This window comes from Brevundimonas bullata (assembly GCF_003350205.1).
Lineage (GTDB): Bacteria > Pseudomonadota > Alphaproteobacteria > Caulobacterales > Caulobacteraceae > Brevundimonas > Brevundimonas bullata.
The window spans coordinates 81,193-96,485 of record NZ_QLLC01000006.1; the positions used below are offsets into that span (position 1 = coordinate 81,193).

Annotated in this window: 16 protein-coding genes; 5 read left to right on the forward strand and 11 right to left on the reverse strand. The window is 66.9% G+C overall.

Annotation, left to right across the window (positions count from 1 at the left end; translation table 11 throughout):
• Positions 1 to 43: 43 nt before the first annotated feature.
• Positions 44 to 511 (forward strand): low molecular weight protein-tyrosine-phosphatase, encoded by a 468-nt coding sequence (locus tag DXK21_RS04355; RefSeq protein ID WP_114816553.1) that lies wholly within the window; start codon positions 44 to 46, stop codon positions 509 to 511.
• A gap of 178 nt (positions 512 to 689) precedes the next feature.
• On the forward strand, positions 690 to 965 hold the full coding sequence (locus tag DXK21_RS04360; protein WP_114816603.1) for a YjhX family toxin: 276 nt from the start codon (positions 690 to 692) through the stop codon (positions 963 to 965).
• Between the two features lie 39 nt (positions 966 to 1,004).
• Here DXK21_RS04360 and DXK21_RS04365 read toward each other — a convergent pair whose 3' ends face one another.
• From DXK21_RS04365 to DXK21_RS04380, 4 genes are all read right to left on the reverse strand, one after another.
• Positions 1,005 to 1,937 carry a dienelactone hydrolase family protein gene (locus DXK21_RS04365; RefSeq protein ID WP_162790575.1) on the reverse strand — a complete coding sequence of 311 codons (933 nt, stop codon included), beginning with the start codon at positions 1,935 to 1,937 and terminating at the stop codon, positions 1,005 to 1,007.
• 82 nt (positions 1,938 to 2,019) lie between these two features.
• Positions 2,020 to 2,586, reverse strand: coding sequence for a 16S rRNA (guanine(966)-N(2))-methyltransferase RsmD (rsmD, locus tag DXK21_RS04370; RefSeq protein ID WP_114816555.1), 567 nt, complete (start codon positions 2,584 to 2,586; stop codon positions 2,020 to 2,022).
• 1 nt (position 2,587) lies between these two features.
• Positions 2,588 to 3,016 (reverse strand): GFA family protein, encoded by a 429-nt coding sequence (locus DXK21_RS04375; RefSeq protein WP_114816556.1) that lies wholly within the window; start codon positions 3,014 to 3,016, stop codon positions 2,588 to 2,590.
• Between the two features lie 21 nt (positions 3,017 to 3,037).
• Positions 3,038 to 4,666 (reverse strand): pseudouridine synthase, encoded by a 1,629-nt coding sequence (locus DXK21_RS04380; RefSeq protein ID WP_114816605.1) that lies wholly within the window; start codon positions 4,664 to 4,666, stop codon positions 3,038 to 3,040.
• Here DXK21_RS04380 and tadA point away from each other — a divergent pair.
• Both tadA and DXK21_RS04390 read left to right on the forward strand, forming a co-directional pair.
• A complete protein-coding gene (tadA, locus tag DXK21_RS04385) occupies positions 4,655 to 5,137 on the forward strand; it encodes a tRNA adenosine(34) deaminase TadA (RefSeq protein ID WP_114816604.1) in 483 nt (160 codons plus the stop codon). The genes DXK21_RS04380 and tadA overlap by 12 nt on opposite strands.
• Positions 5,138 to 5,166: 29 nt before the next feature.
• A complete protein-coding gene (locus DXK21_RS04390) occupies positions 5,167 to 5,583 on the forward strand; it encodes an MliC family protein (protein WP_114816557.1) in 417 nt (138 codons plus the stop codon).
• Between the two features lie 110 nt (positions 5,584 to 5,693).
• Here the strand turns inward: DXK21_RS04390 and DXK21_RS04395 are convergent, their stop codons facing one another.
• From DXK21_RS04395 to DXK21_RS04405, 3 genes are all read right to left on the reverse strand, one after another.
• Positions 5,694 to 6,020 carry a hypothetical protein gene (locus DXK21_RS04395; protein ID WP_162790576.1) on the reverse strand — a complete coding sequence of 109 codons (327 nt, stop codon included), beginning with the start codon at positions 6,018 to 6,020 and terminating at the stop codon, positions 5,694 to 5,696.
• A gap of 92 nt (positions 6,021 to 6,112) precedes the next feature.
• Complete coding sequence (gene rsgA, locus DXK21_RS04400) at positions 6,113 to 7,186, reverse strand: ribosome small subunit-dependent GTPase A (protein WP_114816559.1); 1,074 nt, start codon at positions 7,184 to 7,186, stop codon at positions 6,113 to 6,115.
• 87 nt (positions 7,187 to 7,273) lie between these two features.
• On the reverse strand, positions 7,274 to 8,518 hold the full coding sequence (locus DXK21_RS04405) for a class I SAM-dependent RNA methyltransferase (RefSeq protein WP_114816560.1): 1,245 nt from the start codon (positions 8,516 to 8,518) through the stop codon (positions 7,274 to 7,276).
• A 156-nt stretch (positions 8,519 to 8,674) separates the two neighbouring features.
• Here DXK21_RS04405 and DXK21_RS04410 point away from each other — a divergent pair, with 156 nt between their 5' ends.
• Positions 8,675 to 9,313: a glycine zipper 2TM domain-containing protein gene (locus tag DXK21_RS04410; protein ID WP_114816561.1), complete on the forward strand. Its 639-nt coding sequence runs from the start codon at positions 8,675 to 8,677 to the stop codon at positions 9,311 to 9,313.
• Positions 9,314 to 9,386: 73 nt separating this feature from the next.
• Here DXK21_RS04410 and DXK21_RS04415 read toward each other — a convergent pair whose 3' ends face one another.
• The 4 genes from DXK21_RS04415 to DXK21_RS04430 all read right to left on the reverse strand — a co-directional run bounded on the left by DXK21_RS04415 (position 9,387) and on the right by DXK21_RS04430 (position 15,289).
• A complete protein-coding gene (locus DXK21_RS04415) occupies positions 9,387 to 10,121 on the reverse strand; it encodes a TlyA family RNA methyltransferase (RefSeq protein ID WP_245945097.1) in 735 nt (244 codons plus the stop codon).
• Positions 10,118 to 12,853: a valine--tRNA ligase gene (locus tag DXK21_RS04420; RefSeq protein WP_114816562.1), complete on the reverse strand. Its 2,736-nt coding sequence runs from the start codon at positions 12,851 to 12,853 to the stop codon at positions 10,118 to 10,120. Before DXK21_RS04420 ends, DXK21_RS04415 begins: the two co-directional genes overlap by 4 nt.
• A gap of 129 nt (positions 12,854 to 12,982) precedes the next feature.
• Entirely contained in the window at positions 12,983 to 13,549 is a 567-nt protein-coding gene (locus DXK21_RS04425; RefSeq protein ID WP_114816563.1) for a DUF2497 domain-containing protein, read from the reverse strand.
• A 171-nt stretch (positions 13,550 to 13,720) separates the two neighbouring features.
• A complete protein-coding gene (locus DXK21_RS04430) occupies positions 13,721 to 15,289 on the reverse strand; it encodes a TolC family outer membrane protein (RefSeq protein ID WP_114816564.1) in 1,569 nt (522 codons plus the stop codon).
• Between the last annotated feature and the right edge of the window lie 4 nt (positions 15,290 to 15,293).

Here is a 15,293-nt window from a genome sequence, read left to right on the forward strand (position 1 = left end):
AAGGGAGCATTCACAGTCCTCGCTGTTCAGTTATCCTGACCTCATGACCCCCTCCGTCCTCTTCGTTTGCCTCGGCAACATCTGTCGCTCGCCCCTGGCCGAGGCGGCCTTCCGTGAAGAGGCCCGTCGCCTGAAGCTGGACGTCATCGTCGATTCCGCCGGCACCGGCGACTGGCACGTCGGCTCTCCGCCCGACCCGCGCGCCCAGGCCGTGGCGCGCAAGAACGGCGTCGACATCTCCATCCTGCGCGGGCGTCAGGTGAAGCCCGCAGACTTCCGCCGCTTCACCCACATCGTCGCCCTGGACGAGGAGAACCTCGCCAACCTGCGCCGCCTCGCCCCCGCCGACGCCATGGCCGACCTCAGCCTGCTGCTGGATCACGTCGAGGGCCGCGAGGGCCAGCCGGTGGCCGATCCCTATTTCGGCGACGACGACGGCTTCGATATCACCTGGTCTGACGTAACCGCCGGCGCGCGCGGTCTGGCTCGGAAGCTGCGCCGCAAGGATTGAAACCGGCAGCCGGCCTCGCTATCACTCGCCCCTCACCTGTTGGGACTGTTTATGTCTGAGAATGTGTTCACGGCCTGAGGCCCGGACGCTGAAAATCCGTCCGTGGCCGCTCGCAACGCCCCGCGTCTGAATGATCGACGCCGGGCGCACGCCGACGCCTGTCCCGGACAATCTGAAAATGAACATCTCCCGTGCGGAACAACGCACGCTCCACGCCCTGGCCCAGGGCGGTCGCATCCTGCTGGAACGCGACGATCAGGGCCGTATCACCGCCGCCCGCTGCTTCACCCGCGAAGGCTGGGTGCTGGACGGCTGCGATCTCGAGCAATGGCGCAGCCTGAAACGCAAGGGCGTCATCAAGTCGCGAAACGGCGGCCCCTATGTCGTCAATCGCGATGGGCTGGCCCGCCTGCGCAGCCAACTGGACAACCGCGTCTCAGGACGCGGTTTCTGACCCCAAGGACGCGCGCGACACAGAGGTCGCGTGCGTCCGTCAGGGTTTCAGCGCCGCCGCCATGAAGGCCGTCACCTGGGGCCAGGCGTCTTGACGCGCCGCCGCATCGGCCTCGGGCGAACCGCCGCTGCGCGGGCTGTCGCGCGGCCCGCCGTCGCCGACCAGATCATGCCCCGCCTCGGGATAAATCAGGGCGGTCGTCTCCCGCCCCGCCGTTTCACGAGACGCCACGATGGCCCGCGCCGCCGCCACCGAATCCCACTGGGCGTCCCGCTCGCCCGCAATCAGGATCAGCGGCCCGGCATAGGCCTCCACCGGAATGCGCGCCTCTACCTCCTTCTGAGGGTGGTCCGCCCGCCCATTGGCGTGGATGGCCCGTAGGTCCGCCTTGCCCGGTCCCGCCAGCAGTCCTTCGACGAATCCGCGATAGGGCATGAAGGGCAGCGGCGTTCCGTCGAACGAAAACGAAGAGCGCGTGCCCTCGGCCTCCAGCGTCTCCAGGCCCCAGCCCTCCCAGACCACGTCTGTGGGCGCATAGGCGACGACCGCGTCGATCCAGTCGTAGCGGCTGGCCGCGATCAGGGCGAACTCCGCCCCCTTTGAGGCGCTAAACAACCCAAACCGCTCCACATCGACGCCGGGCATGCCGCGCAAGGCGTCGCGCAGCTCGGCCAGTTGGTCCACCCGAATATCGATAAAGCTGCCGGCGATCTCGGGCAGAGCCTTGGGCGGGCCAAACTCGGCCCAGTCCGGCGAATAATAGGGCAGCCCCATCGCCGCATAGCCCATCCCGGCCAGGATCGGGCCGAATCGGTCGCCCGCTTCGGTCCCGCCGTCCGCGCCGTGCAGGATCACCACCACGGGCCGGGCCCCTTCGCCCGCCTCGACATAGACCTTGGCATGGGGAAAGCCTGGGATCGCCGAAGATGCGACCTGCGCCCACCCGACGCCGGGAGCTAGTCCGATAGCCAAGGCCGCGCCAATCAGTGCGCGCCGTGCAATCCGTCCAAACATGACACCCTCCGCGTCCGCCCAAAGACAGACGCCATGGGTATCAGTGTTCGCTTTTCAGGAACAGGACCCGCGCCGCGCCATAGTCGCGCGTGTCCAGACGCTCATAGCCCGGCGTGTCGATATCCGGTTCGTCCGAGCCGCGCTCGAACACCACAATGGCGCCGGGCTTCAGCCACTGGCCTTCGCGCAGCCGCGCCAGCGTCTGTTCGCCCAGGCCCTTGGCGTAGGGCGGATCGAGGAAGGCCAGGTCGAACGCCTCGCCCACCGAGCCGGGACGCTCGCCCAGGTCGATGGCGCTGCGTCGATGCACCCGCCCCCGACCGAACAGGCCATAGGCGTCCATGTTCTCGCGGATCACGCCGCGCGCGCCGTCGTCGATTTCGACGAACAGGGCGAAGGCCGCGCCGCGCGACAGGGCCTCGAAACCGAGCGCGCCCGACCCGGCGTAGATGTCCATGACCCGCGCATCCCGCAGACCCTCGGCCCACGAGGCGTGTTCCAGCACGTTGAAGATGGCCTGACGCGCCCGGTCCGAGGTCGGACGCGTATTCTGCCCCTCAGGCGCGAGAATGGCGCGCCCTTTCAGGCTGCCGGCAACGATCCGCATGTCAGGTCTCGCTTGGCGCGTATAGAGCCTCGACCTCCGCGCCGGTCAAGCGCGGGCGGTCGCCGGCGAAGTCATAGTTGGCGGGCTTGGACTCGATGTAGATCTCGTCCTCGAAGGCGAAGATGGCGGGGTCGTCGAAGGCCTGGACCGAGACCATGGTCATGCCGCCCGCCTTCAACCGCCAGAACAGGCTGGAGCCGCAGGCCGAGCAGAACTGACGCTCCGCCCACTCCGACGAAGAATAGGTCGCAAGGGGGCCGTCAACCGCGACGCTGTCGCCGCAGTTGACGCTCAGCGAGACGCCGCCCGAAATCCGGCGACAGTTCTCACAGTGACAAGCGTGCATCCCGCCCTGCGGCACGGCGGTGAAGCTCACCGCGCCGCAAAGGCAACGACCCGCCAGGCGGGCGCCGTCCTTGACTTCGACCATGGTCAGCTCCCCGTCCAGCCCTTAGCTGCGGCCGCGCGGACCGCCACGACCGCCCGAAGGCTTGCCGCCGAACGGCTTCCTGTCGCCGGTCGGACGCGAGCCGCCAGGCTTGGAACCAAAGCCGCCCGGTTTGGCGCCGAAGCCGCCGGGCTTGCCGCCGGAACGCGGTGCGCCGTCGCGCGGTTTGAAGTCCCGCTGTGGACGATCGCTGGCGCCGCCCTCGCGCGGTTTGAAATCGCGTTGCGGACGGTCACCTGAACGGACGCCGTCGCGGGGTTGGAAGTCGCGCTTCGGACGCTCGCCGAAACCGCCCTTGGCGCCGTCACGGGGGGCGCGACGGTCGTCAATCAGTTGCGGCTCGGAGCGGTTGAAGGGCTTGCGTGGGCGATCCGACCACTCGCCGCCCTGGGCGGCTTCCGGACGGGCGCGCGGCTTGAAGGTCTTGGTGTGCTCGAACTTCGGCGCGGACTTGGCCCAGCCTTCCTTCTTGGCCGGACGGTCGCGACGGTCGACAGCGTTCTCGGTGGCTTCCGTGGCCGCACGGACGCGGCTGGGCTTGCGCGAGGGGTCAGACATGGCCGAACCCGACCGGCCCGCCACGATGGGCGAAGACGTGCGACGGCCGGGGATCGGCGCCGGGGTCGAGACGGTGTTGCCCGTCGGCAGGTTCTCGGGCCGGATGTGCTCGGCCAGCATTTCGCGGATCACGCGCGGGCCGACTTCCTCGACCGCCCCGACGGGCAAAGTGCCCAGCTGGAACGGACCATAGGCCAGGCGGATCAGTCGGTTCACGGTCAGGCCGATGGACTCCAGAACCTTGCGGACTTCGCGGTTCTTGCCTTCGGTGATCGAGACGCTGATCCACAGGTTGGCCGAGCTGCGCTCGCCGTCCTCTTTTTCCTTGGCCTTGTCGATGGTCGCTTCCATCGGGCCATAGTGGATGCCGTCGACGGTGCAGCCGGTCTTCAGCTTGTCCAGCTCGGCCTGGGTGATGCGGCCACGGGCTCGGGCCCGGTAGTGGCGCACCAGGGCCGTGTCCGGCATTTCCAGCGCCCGGCTCAGTTCGCCGTCGTTGGTCAGCAGCAGCAGACCTTCGGTGTTCATGTCCAGTCGGCCGACCGAGATCACGCGCGGCAGACCGCTGGGCAGGGCGTCGAACACGGTCGGGCGGCCCGCCGGGTCGTTGTGGCTGGTCAGCAGGCCAGCCGGCTTGTGATAGCGCCAGACGCGGGTCGCCTGGGCCGAGCCCATCGGCTTGCCGTTGACGGTGATGACATCGTCGCGCGTCACCAGGGTCGCGGGCGTGTCCAGGATGCGGCCGTTGACCGCCACCTTGCCCAGACCGATCAGACGCTCGACCTCGCGGCGCGAGGCGATGCCGGCGCGGGCCATGGCCTTGGCGATTCGCTCGCTGCGAGCGGGCGTAGCCGATTCCTTGCCGACGGAGGCGCCTTTCGGGCCGCCCTTGCCTGCGCCCTTCACAAAAGGCTTGTCGCCGCGATCATCCTTGCGGTCGCCGCGTGGCGGGCCTTTGCGGTCTGCGAAGCCGCCCTTGTCGGGGCGCGCGCCGGCGAATTTATGGGGACCGCGTGGGCCGTCGTCTTGACGGAAGCGGGGGTTCTTGTCGTTGTCTTTGGGATGGCGATCCATGATGAGCGGTTCATGAGCATGGCGCTCGATCTGGCGCAAGCTGCGGCGCAAGCGGGCGAAGTGCCGGTCGGCGCAGTAATTGTCGATGAATCGACCGGCAAAGTGGTTGGTCGTGGGCAGAACGGCCCCATAACAGCCCATGATCCGACGGCTCATGCCGAGATCGTGGCCCTGCGTGATGCTGCGGCAACGTTGCAGAATTATCGCCTGACCGACCTGACACTTTATGTAACGCTGGAACCCTGCGCCATGTGCGCCGGCGCCATCAGCCACGCCCGCATCGGTCGGGTCGTCTGGGGGGCCGACGATCCCAAGGGCGGCGCCGTCGTCAACGGCGGTCGCTTCTTCGATCAGCCGACCTGCCACTGGCGCCCCGCCGTCGAGGGCGGGGTCATGGCCGAACCCGCCGCCGAGACCCTGCGCGCCTTCTTCCGCGCCCGACGCGGAACGCGCACCGCCACGGTGCGTTGACGCCACAGCTTGACCTTGGAGGCCTTCGCTTGTCGCACCCGCTCCTTCGCGCCGCCCCGGCCTTAGTCCTGACCGCCTTGCTCGGCGCCTGCGCGCCAGAGCCACGCAGGGCCCCCACCGATGGAGACGAGGTTCGTGAACGCGCGCTGGAGGCCCAGACGGCCAGCCGTCGCACCGGCGCTGAAATTCAGGACCGCGCCCTGAACCGCGTCGTCCGCGCGGTTTACCTCTGCGACAACAGCGAGCGACTAACCGTCGATTTCGACAATCCACGTCAGATGGCGACCCTGCGCACCTCTAACGGCGAAGCGGTCGATCTCTATCAGGAGCGCGCCGCCGACGGCATCTGGTACAGGGCCAGCAACCACGACCTGCGTGGCAAGGGCGACCGGGCCGTGTGGACCGTCGTCGACCGCGCCCCGGCCAACTGCCGGGCGGTGGACTAGGCCTAACGTGGGCTTCGTCTAGCCGGAGCCGCGAGGCGATTTTCGCCCCACCTGTGCGACAGTGAGAGCCACAGTCCAGGCAAGGCGAAAATCCCGTTGGAGAAACAGACCTACGACGCGTCGGCCTCGACTTCACCCGCGTCGAATTCCTCAGCGGTGACGAATGCGGCCCCGTCCTCGTCCAGCACCCAGATCCCGATGAACGAGGGATGCTCAGGGTTCAGGTCCTCTTCGAGCAGGTCGCCCTCATAGAGGCCGACATTGCTGTAGTCGAAGTCCAGCATCAGCTGGCGGGCCATGCCGACCATTTCCTCGGCCATGCGACGCGAATACCCCAGGGCTTCACTGGCATCGACGAACTCGTCGGCGAGCGTGCTGACTTCAGCCGCCTCGCTGCCTTCGGTCGCACTGGTGGTGACGATTGTATAAGCAGGCATGGTCATGTCTCATGAGAGTGGAACCCCACCCCTAGCCCGTTTGCTCGGTGAATCCGCCTAGATTCGGTAAACGATCCGGTGATCGCGGGGGATCAATCGCGAGAGCCGCGATCATTTCGCTTTGTGGCGCGGTAGTGCTTCTGAAGGGCGGCGAGGCGACGGCGCTCGGCGTCCTTGGCCACCCGGTCCGCCTTCTCTTCCGCCGCCGCCAGTTCAAGCTTCAGTTTCTGGAAATGCGCCCAGCGGTCGGGGTCCAGCGTCCCGTCTTCCAAAGCCGCGCGCACGGCGCAGCCCGGCTCATTGGCATGGCTGCAGTCGCTGAAGCGGCAGTCTTGGGGCAGGTGCTCGATGTCATCGAACACTGCGCTGACGCCCTCTTCGGCGTCGATCAGGCCGACTTCGCGAATACCGGGCGTGTCGACGATCATCCCGCCGCCGGGCAGCATGATCAGCTGGCGGTGGCTGGTGGTGTGGCGCCCCTGGTCGTCGGACTCGCGGATGGCCTGGGTAGCCATCCGGTCCTCGTTCAGGAAGGCGTTGACCAGGCTCGACTTGCCGACGCCGGAGGAGCCGATCAGGACACAGGTCTCGCCGGGCTTCACCTGATCGATCAGGGCCTCGAGGCCGAGCCCCTCCCGCGCTGAGACCAGCAGCACCGGACAATCGACGTCCAGCGCAGTGATCTCCGCGGCCAGAGCTTCTGGATCGGGGCTAAGATCGGACTTGGTCAGCACCACCACTGGCCGGGCGCCGCTTTGCCACGCGGCGGCCAGATAGCGCTGTATCCGTCGCGGATTCAGGTCTGCGTTCAGCGAGGTGACGATAAAGGCCACGTCGATGTTGGCGGCGATGATCTGCAGCCCGCGCGAGCTGTGGGCCGCCCGGCGGACAAAGGCTGTGCTGCGCGGCAGGATGGCGTGGATGGTGGCGGTGTGTTCCTGCGGGCTCAGCGAAAGCGCAACCCAGTCGCCGACAGCCGGATGACCGATCTCCTTGGCCTCGTGAAGCAGGCGCCCCGAAGCCTTGGCCCGCAGTTCCCCCTGATCCGTTAGGACCAGATAGCCGTCCCTTTGCTGAAGGATGACCCGCCCCGGCGTGTGGCCTGCCCGCGCGTGCGGCGAAAAGGCCGCCGCCAGTTGCTCGGACCATCCATATTGCTCGATCAAATGAGGGGCATCCCTATTGCCGACCATCCAAGGCCGGGGCTCCATGTACGTTTCTCTATGAGGCCGTCCGTGAGTGGCGACCAGACCTTAGCGCCGGAAGACACCGACCAGTTCAACGTGGGTCGACCACAGGAACTGATCGATGGGCGTGACCTTCTCTAGCTGGAACCCTGCGTCGATCAGGATGCGGGCGTCGCGGGCGAAGGTCTGGGGATTGCACGACACCCCGACCACCAAGCCGGCCTTGGTCCCCGGCAATTGCTGGGTCTGTTCCAGGGCTCCGGCGCGCGGGGGATCAATGACGATGGCCTCGCAGCCCTTGAGGTCGTAGGGCGACAGCGGGCGGCGGAACAGGTCGCGCGCCTGGGCCTCAATGGTCTTCAGGCCCTGAGCCGTGGACACGCCCGCCTTCAACGCTGCGATGGAGGCCGCAGACGAATCCGCCGCGATGACGCCGGCCACCTCGGCCAGGGGGAAGGTAAAGGTGCCGGCGCCGCAGAACAGGTCGGCGACCTTCTTGGCCCCCCTCACCGCTTCGACCGCGCGGCTGACCATGGCCGCCTCGGCCGCCGGCGCGGCTTGCAGGAAGGCCGCAGGCGGCAGAGGCACGGTCGCCCGGCCAAAGGTGATGCGCGGCTGACGCGCCATCACAAGGGTATCGCCATCCAGGCTCAGCCGCGCCAGATCAGCCTCATGCGCCGCTACGATGGCTCGCGCCCTCACGTCCGCCGTCAGTCCGCCTGATTTCTTCTCCACGCCGGTCACATCGACGTCCAGCCCGGTGTCGGTCAGGGTGACGTGCAGGGTCGGCGCAGACTTCGGATGCCCCAGGAAGGGCGCCGCCACCTTGGCCAGACCCGGCAGGGCGGCGATCAGCGCCGGATCGGACACGGGACAGTCGGTCAGCTCGACCAGCCGCCATGACCGTCGCGCCTTGAAGCCCAGCAGGACGCGCCCTCCCGGGCCGCTGCGCGCATGCAGCGCCAGACGGCGGCGGCTCGCTTGCGGCACGGCGACGGTGGCCTCGACCTCGGTCTCGATGCCTTCGCGCGCCAGGGTCTGGATGACCACCTCACGCTTCCAGGCCAGATAGGGTTCGTCAGCCCAATGCTGCATCGGCGCGACGCCGCACTCAGCATAGGTTTCCGAATGGATCGGGCGGCGGTCAGGGCTGGGTTCGAGCAGGTCGAACTGCTCCGCCCGTCCGTCCTTGACCTCGGCCGAGATCACTTCGCCCGGCAGGGCGCCCGGCACGAAGACGAGGCCATTGGGCGTTTCGGCGATCCCGTCGCCCTGGTGGCCCATGCGGGCGATGGTCAGCGTTTGCGTCATGGCCGGGCTTCTAGCCGCTCTCGCGCCAAATCTGAAACCTGAACGAAGATGAACGACACGATCAAAAGCCGTTCAGCTTCGCCCCCCTATTTCTCGATGCAACAGACAGCGTAGCGAAGCCGTTCAGCTTCGGGATCTGTCACAGGAACACGAACGATGATCGGTCATCTGTCCAAAAAAGCATCCGCCGCTGCTGTCGCCGCCCTCGCTGTGGCCGGTTCGCTCATGGCTCCGGGCGTCGTCAGCGCCCAGACCTATGGCTACGGCTATCCGCCCGCCTACAACAGCTACGGCTCGCAGGGTCGCTACAATGACCCCTGCGTGGGCGATCAGCGTAGCCGGGCGACCGGCGGCGGCGTGCTGGGCGCCGCCATCGGCGCCGTGGCCGGCTCGCAGTTGGCGGCGCGCGGTCGTCGCACCGAGGGCAGCGTCCTGGGCGGCGTGCTCGGCGCCGCCATCGGCGCCGGGGTGGGCAACAGCTCCGCCAACTGCGACAGCCGTTATCGCTCGAACACCGGCTACAACCAGTCCTATAGCGGAACCTATGTCCCGCCGGCCTATGGCTACGACAACTCGGGGCATGATCGTCGCTACGATGACGGCTACGGCCGCGACTATCGCGAGTACGACCAGGGCTACAGCCAGCCGACGCCGGATTATCGCTACCAAAACAACCAGAACAACGACGACTGCCGCCTCGCCGAGAGCGTCATTCGTCTGCCCGACGGTCGCAGCGAGACGCGCTACGTGCGCACCTGCCCCGACCAGAACGGCCGTTATCGCGTCGTCGATTAAGTTTCAGCCCCCCTGTCGATCGACGACGTGAAGAGGGCCGCCGGTTATCCGGCGGCCCTCTATTCTTTTGGGATCAGGCCCGGCGAGCCCACATCAGGAACTCGACATTGCCGTCACCGCCCGTGATCGGGCTTTCCGCCGTTTCCTGAACTTTCCAGCCGACGCTCTCGAGCCAGGCGCGTACGCCTTCGACCGCCGCCGCATGGGCCTCGGGGTCCTTGACCACGCCCTTCTTGCCCGCGTCCTTGGGGCCCGCCCCTTCGAACTGCGGCTTGACCAGGGTGATCAGGTCCGCGTCCGGCGTCGCCAGATCAAGAACGGCAGGCAGCACCTTCGACAGCCCGATGAAGCTGGCGTCGCAGACGATCAGCGACGGCGCCTCAGGAATGATCTCAGGCGTCAGATCCCGCGCGTCGGTCCGCTCCAGATTGATCACGCGCGAATCGGCGGCGACCTTCGGATGCATCTGCCCGAATCCAACATCCACGGCGAAGACCCGCGCCGCGCCGCGATCCAGACAGACCTCGGTGAATCCGCCGGTCGAGGCGCCGACATCCAGCACCACCCGCCCCTCCGCCGCCACCGGCCACAGGTCCAGCGCATGTTCCAGCTTCAGCGCACCGCGCCCGACCCAGCGATGAGCGGCGGCATAGCCGATTTCGGCGTCATCGCTGACGGACTGGGACGCCGACCTGGCGGGCGCCCCGTCCACGGTGACGCCCCCCGCCTCGACCGCCGCCTTGGCCTTGGCGCGACTTTCCGTCAGGCCGCGCGTGACGAGCAGCTGATCCAGCCGGATCTTTCTCACGCGCCGGCCATCTCATCCAGACGCGCCAGCGCGGCCTGCAACTTGACCTTGCCCGCTTCGGCCTCGGCCAGCTTGGCGCGCTGTTCGTCCACCACCTCCGGCGCGGCGCGCGACACGAAGTTGGGATTGCCCAGCTTCTTGTTCACGTGACCGATATCGCTCTCGAAGACGGCGATCTCCTTTTCAAGACGCGCGCGTTCGGAAGCAATATCAACCAAGCCATCCAAAGGAATGAAGGCGGACGCTCCGCCTGCAAAAACGGCGATTGATCCAGCCGGTTGCGCCGCGACCTCCGTAATCTCAGCGAGGCGCGCCATGATGCGAAGCGTGTCGTCATGGCGACGATACAGATCTGCGATATCTTCGGTCGGCCTATACAAAGCTAGCTTCAACTTCGCACCGGCCGGCACGCCGATCTCAGCACGGACGGAGCGTAATTCCGTAACCGTACGGATCACCCAGTTCACCTCTGAATGGGCGTAGATGTGGCGATAGCTGTCCGGCAACATCGGCCATTCAGAGCCGATCAGCAGGCCCTCGCGCGCCGGACCTTCCTTGCCCAGTTCGGCCCACAGTTCTTCGGTGATGAAGGGCATGACCGGGTGCAGCAGTTTCAACGTCTGGTCGATGGTCCAGGCCGTCATGGCTCGCGTCTCGGCCTTGGCGGCTTCGTCGGCGCCGTTGAACACTGGCTTGGCCAGTTCCAGATACCAGTCGCAGAAGACGTTCCAGACGAAGCGGTAGAGCGCGGAGGCTGCGTCGTCGAACCGCCCCCCCTCAATGGCCGCACTAATATTGCGCTCAGCGTCCACTAGCTCATGGCGAATCCAGCGGTTGATCGTCTGCACGACGGTCGCCGGATCAAAGCCCTCGACCCGCTTGGCCTCGTTCATCTGGCTGAAGCGTGCGGCGTTCCACAGCTTGGTGCCGAAATTGCGATAGCCTTCAATGCGCTGCTTCGACAACTTGATGTCGCGCGTGCCCGACAGGATGGCCATGGTGAAGCGCAGCGGGTCGGCGCCCAGCTCGTCGATGATGCCCAGGGGATCGATGACGTTGCCCTTGGACTTCGACATCTTCTGGCCCTTCTCGTCGCGGACCAGACCATTAATGATGACGCGCTTGAACGGGACTTCGCCGTCCATGAAGTGCATCCCCATCATCATCATCCGGGCCACCCAGAAGAAGATGATGTCCGCCGCCGTCACCAGATCGCTGGTCGGATAGAAGCGCTCCAGATCCTCGGTCTTCTCGGGCCAGCCCATGGTCGAGAAGGGCCACAGCGCCGAACTGAACCAGGTATCGAGGACGTCCTCGTCCTGCGTCAGGGCCTTGCCGCCCGCCTGGGCGATGGCCTCTTCCTCGGTTTCGGCGACGTAGATTTGGCCGTCGGCGTCATACCAGGCCGGAATGCGGTGGCCCCACCAGAGCTGACGCGAGATGCACCAGGGCTCGATGTTGCGCAGCCATTCGAAATAGATCTTCTCGTAGCTTTTGGGCTCGAAGACCGTGTCGCCCTGCTCCACCGCCTTCAGCGCCGGCTGGGCCAGGGTATGGGCGTCAACGTACCACTGGTCCGTCAGCCACGGCTCGATGACCACGCCCGAGCGGTCGCCGTGGGGAACGACGTGCTTGGTCTTCTCGATCTCGCGCAGCCAGTTCTCTTCCTCGGCGCGGGCGACGATGGCCTTGCGCGCGGCGAAGCGGTCCAGACCGACCAGATCGGCGGGGATTTCCGGCACGTCCTCGTTGGTGATGCGCGCAAAGGCGTCCATCACATTCAGCGCGGCCAGACCGGCGCGCTTGCCGACGCCGAAGTCGTTGAAGTCGTGCGCCGGGGTGATCTTCACCGCGCCCGAGCCCTTGGTCGGATCGGCGTAGTCGTCGGCGACGATGGGAATGCGACGCCCGGTGATCGGCAGGATCACGGCCTTGCCGACCAATCCCGCGTAACGCTCATCCTCAGGATGAACCGCCACGCCGGTGTCGCCCAGCATGGTCTCAGGGCGGGTCGTGGCGACAACGATGAAGTCCCGCGTCTCAAACTCAGTGGCCTTGCCGTCCTCGTCGAAGGTCGTCGGGTGCTCATAGGTGACGCCGTCAGCCAGCGGATAGGCAAAGTGCCAATAGTGGCCGTCCTGCTCGCGCTGTTCGACTTCCAGGTCCGAAATGGCGGTCTGGAAATGCGGGTCCCAGTTCACCAGGCGCTTGTCGCGATAGATCAGGCCGTCCTGATGCAGCTTAACGAAGACCTTGCGGACGGCGGCGTTCAGGCCCTCGTCCAGGGTGAAGCGCTCGCGCGACCAGTCGCAGCTCGCGCCCAGGCGGCGCAGCTGGCGCACGATGGTGCCGCCCGATTCCGCCTTCCATTCCCACACCTTATCGACAAAGGCGTCGCGGCCCATGTCGCGACGCCCGATATTGCCGGCGGCGGCCAGCTGGCGCTCGACCACCATCTGCGTCGCGATGCCGGCGTGGTCGGTGCCGGGCAGCCACAGCACGGCCTTGCCCTTCATCCGGTGATAGCGGGCCAGGATGTCTTGAAGCGTATTGTTCAGCGCGTGGCCGATGTGCAGCGAGCCCGTCACGTTCGGCGGCGGAATAACGATCGAATAAGCGTCGGCGGCGCCGTCCGTCGGCTTGGCCGCGCGCGGCGCGAACAGACCGCTCTCTTCCCACTGGGCGTAGAGACGCGGTTCGGCGGCCTGGGGTTCGAAAGTTTTCTCGAGCATTGTTTTCTCTTTAGGTCCCTACCGCTCCGCACGCGGTGCGTCGCTGCATGAGGGGTGGGTTTCTTGAATGCGAAAGGGCGGCCCCGCCGGAGCCGCCCTCTAAGACTTAGTGTCTGGTGAAGCGAAGGGCTAGCCGGCGTTGCGGGCGATGCGTTCTACTTCCTTGCGTACCTGGGCTTCGACGATGCCCGGCAGGTTGGCGTCCAGCCAGTCCTTCAGCATCGGGCGGAGCATGTTCTGGACCATGGCCTCGACCGTATTGCCGCTGACGAAGGGCAGGTCCTGCGGCGCGGACGCGGCGGGCGCTTCCGGCTTCTGGAAGGTGGCGGCCAGACCGGCGAAGGCCGAGGCGGCGCTGGCGGCGGCGCTTTCGCCGACCAGAGAATCATAGACCGGAGCGGCGAACGGCTGGGGCGCCGGTTCAGCCGCCGGGAACGGAGCCACGTCGGCCACTTCCAGGTCGCCTATCGACTCGGCGGCGGGGGCTTCATAGCGCTCGGTCAGCTCCAGAACCTCGTCCTCGACCGGGGCCGGCTCAACGGCTTCGGCCACGGGCTCGGGCGTCGGCGCGGCTTCCACGACCGGCTCGGGCGCTGCGGCGGCGGTTTCGGCCGGCGCGTCGTCTTCAGAGATGATCCGGCGGATCGACGCCAGAATCTCTTCCATCGTCGGTTCTTGGGCGGTCTGGTCGGTCATGGCAGAACCTTGGGCGAGCGGGGCTGAACCTTAGGGGGACCGCCGACAGGCGCCAGACGGCGCGCGACGATCAGGGCCAGGCAAACAGACTCGCCCTCCCCTTGTCACTGTCGTCGCACCAACGCCCGCCGGAATCAACGGACGTTTTTCGCCTGTCAGGCTAATCTCACGTCAATTGCGGGGAGCGGTGCGGACGATTTCGCTCTTCAGCTGGGTGTCGATCGGCGCATCCTCGACGTCAGTCGCTGGCGTGATCCCTGGCGAAGCGACGCGGTCCAGCGCCTCGACCACGCCGTCCCACGGCAGACCGCCACGGTTGCGAACCGCCTTGTAGTTGGCCTCAGCGTCATAGGCGTCAATCGTCGGGTCCAGGTCGGGTCCGCCCAGACGGCCCATGGCGGCCAGGAGCTGAGCCTGGGCGACGTACTGATTGCGGTTGGCGCTGGCCAGCGTCACCTGGGCCGAGCGCAGTTCCAGTTCCTGGTTCAGCACGTCCAGCGTGGTGCGCAGACCGACCTGAGCTTCCTGGCGAACGCCCTCGGCGGCGACCGATGCCGCGCGAACGGCTTCCTGACCGGCTTGCAGGGTCGACTTGGCGGCGACGGTCTGGGCGTAGGCCGAGCTGACGCTCTGCAGCACGCCGCGACGCTCGCCTTCGACGCTGATCTGGGCGGCGTTGGCGCGCTCAAGCGCCTGGGCCACGCGCGAACGGTTCAAACCGCCGGTGAACAATGGCACCGACACGGTCGCGCCGGCGGTAAAGCTGGTGCGGTCGGTCAGGTCAAAGCCCGACAGGTCATTGGCCGTGCCGCCGTAGGAGGCCGAAAGACGCGCCGACGGCAGGTATTCGGCCCGCGCCGCAGCCACATTGGCCTCCGCCGCTTGCAGGGCGTAGGTCGCGGCCAGAACGCCAGGGTTCTCAGCCAGGGCTACGTCCAGCGCGCCGTCGAAATCGGTCGGCAGCCCCGGCAGGACCGGCAAGGTTTCCATATTGGCCGGCGCCTGGCCGACCACGGCGGCATAGGCCGCACGCGACACGGACAGTTGCGCCTGGGCATTGGCCAGATCGGCGTCCGACTGGGCCAGACGGGCTTCGGACTGAGCCACGTCGGTGCGGGTGATCTCGCCCACTTCGAAGCGGGCGTTGGATTCGTCGAGCTGACGACGCAGGACGGTGATGTTCTCCTGGCGAATGCGCAGGATCTCCATGTCCCGCACCACATCGGCATAGGCCTGAATGACCGAGGCCATCACCTGCTGTTCGATATCACGCAGGTTCTCGCGGCCGGCGCGGACATTGGCCTCGGCGGCGTCGATGCCGCGTGCCGTGCGCCCAGCTGTCCAGATGTTTTGCGACAGGCTGACGCTGGCGGTGGCGCCGTCGCTTTCGGTCGTGCCGCCGATAGACGAGCCAGGCAGCACGCCGACAGCGTCTGGAACATTGTCGCCGTTGGTGTCGATAGCGATCGACTGGCCCGCCGTCGTCACGCGATCCGTCCGCGTCCTGCTGTAGTCGATCCCGGCCGAGGCGCTGACCGTCGGGCGCAAGCCCGCGCGCGCCTGAACGATAGTCTCGTCAAGCGCCCGCTGGTTGGCGCGCTGGGCCAACAGCGTCGGGTTGGTGCGATAGGCCAGGCCGATCGCTTCCTGCAAGGTCTCGGCCCACGCAGGAGCCGCGCCAGCCCCCATCGCGAGAGTGACCAGAGCGACTGAAGCGAGCGCGCGCGAGCGTTTCAACATGAAC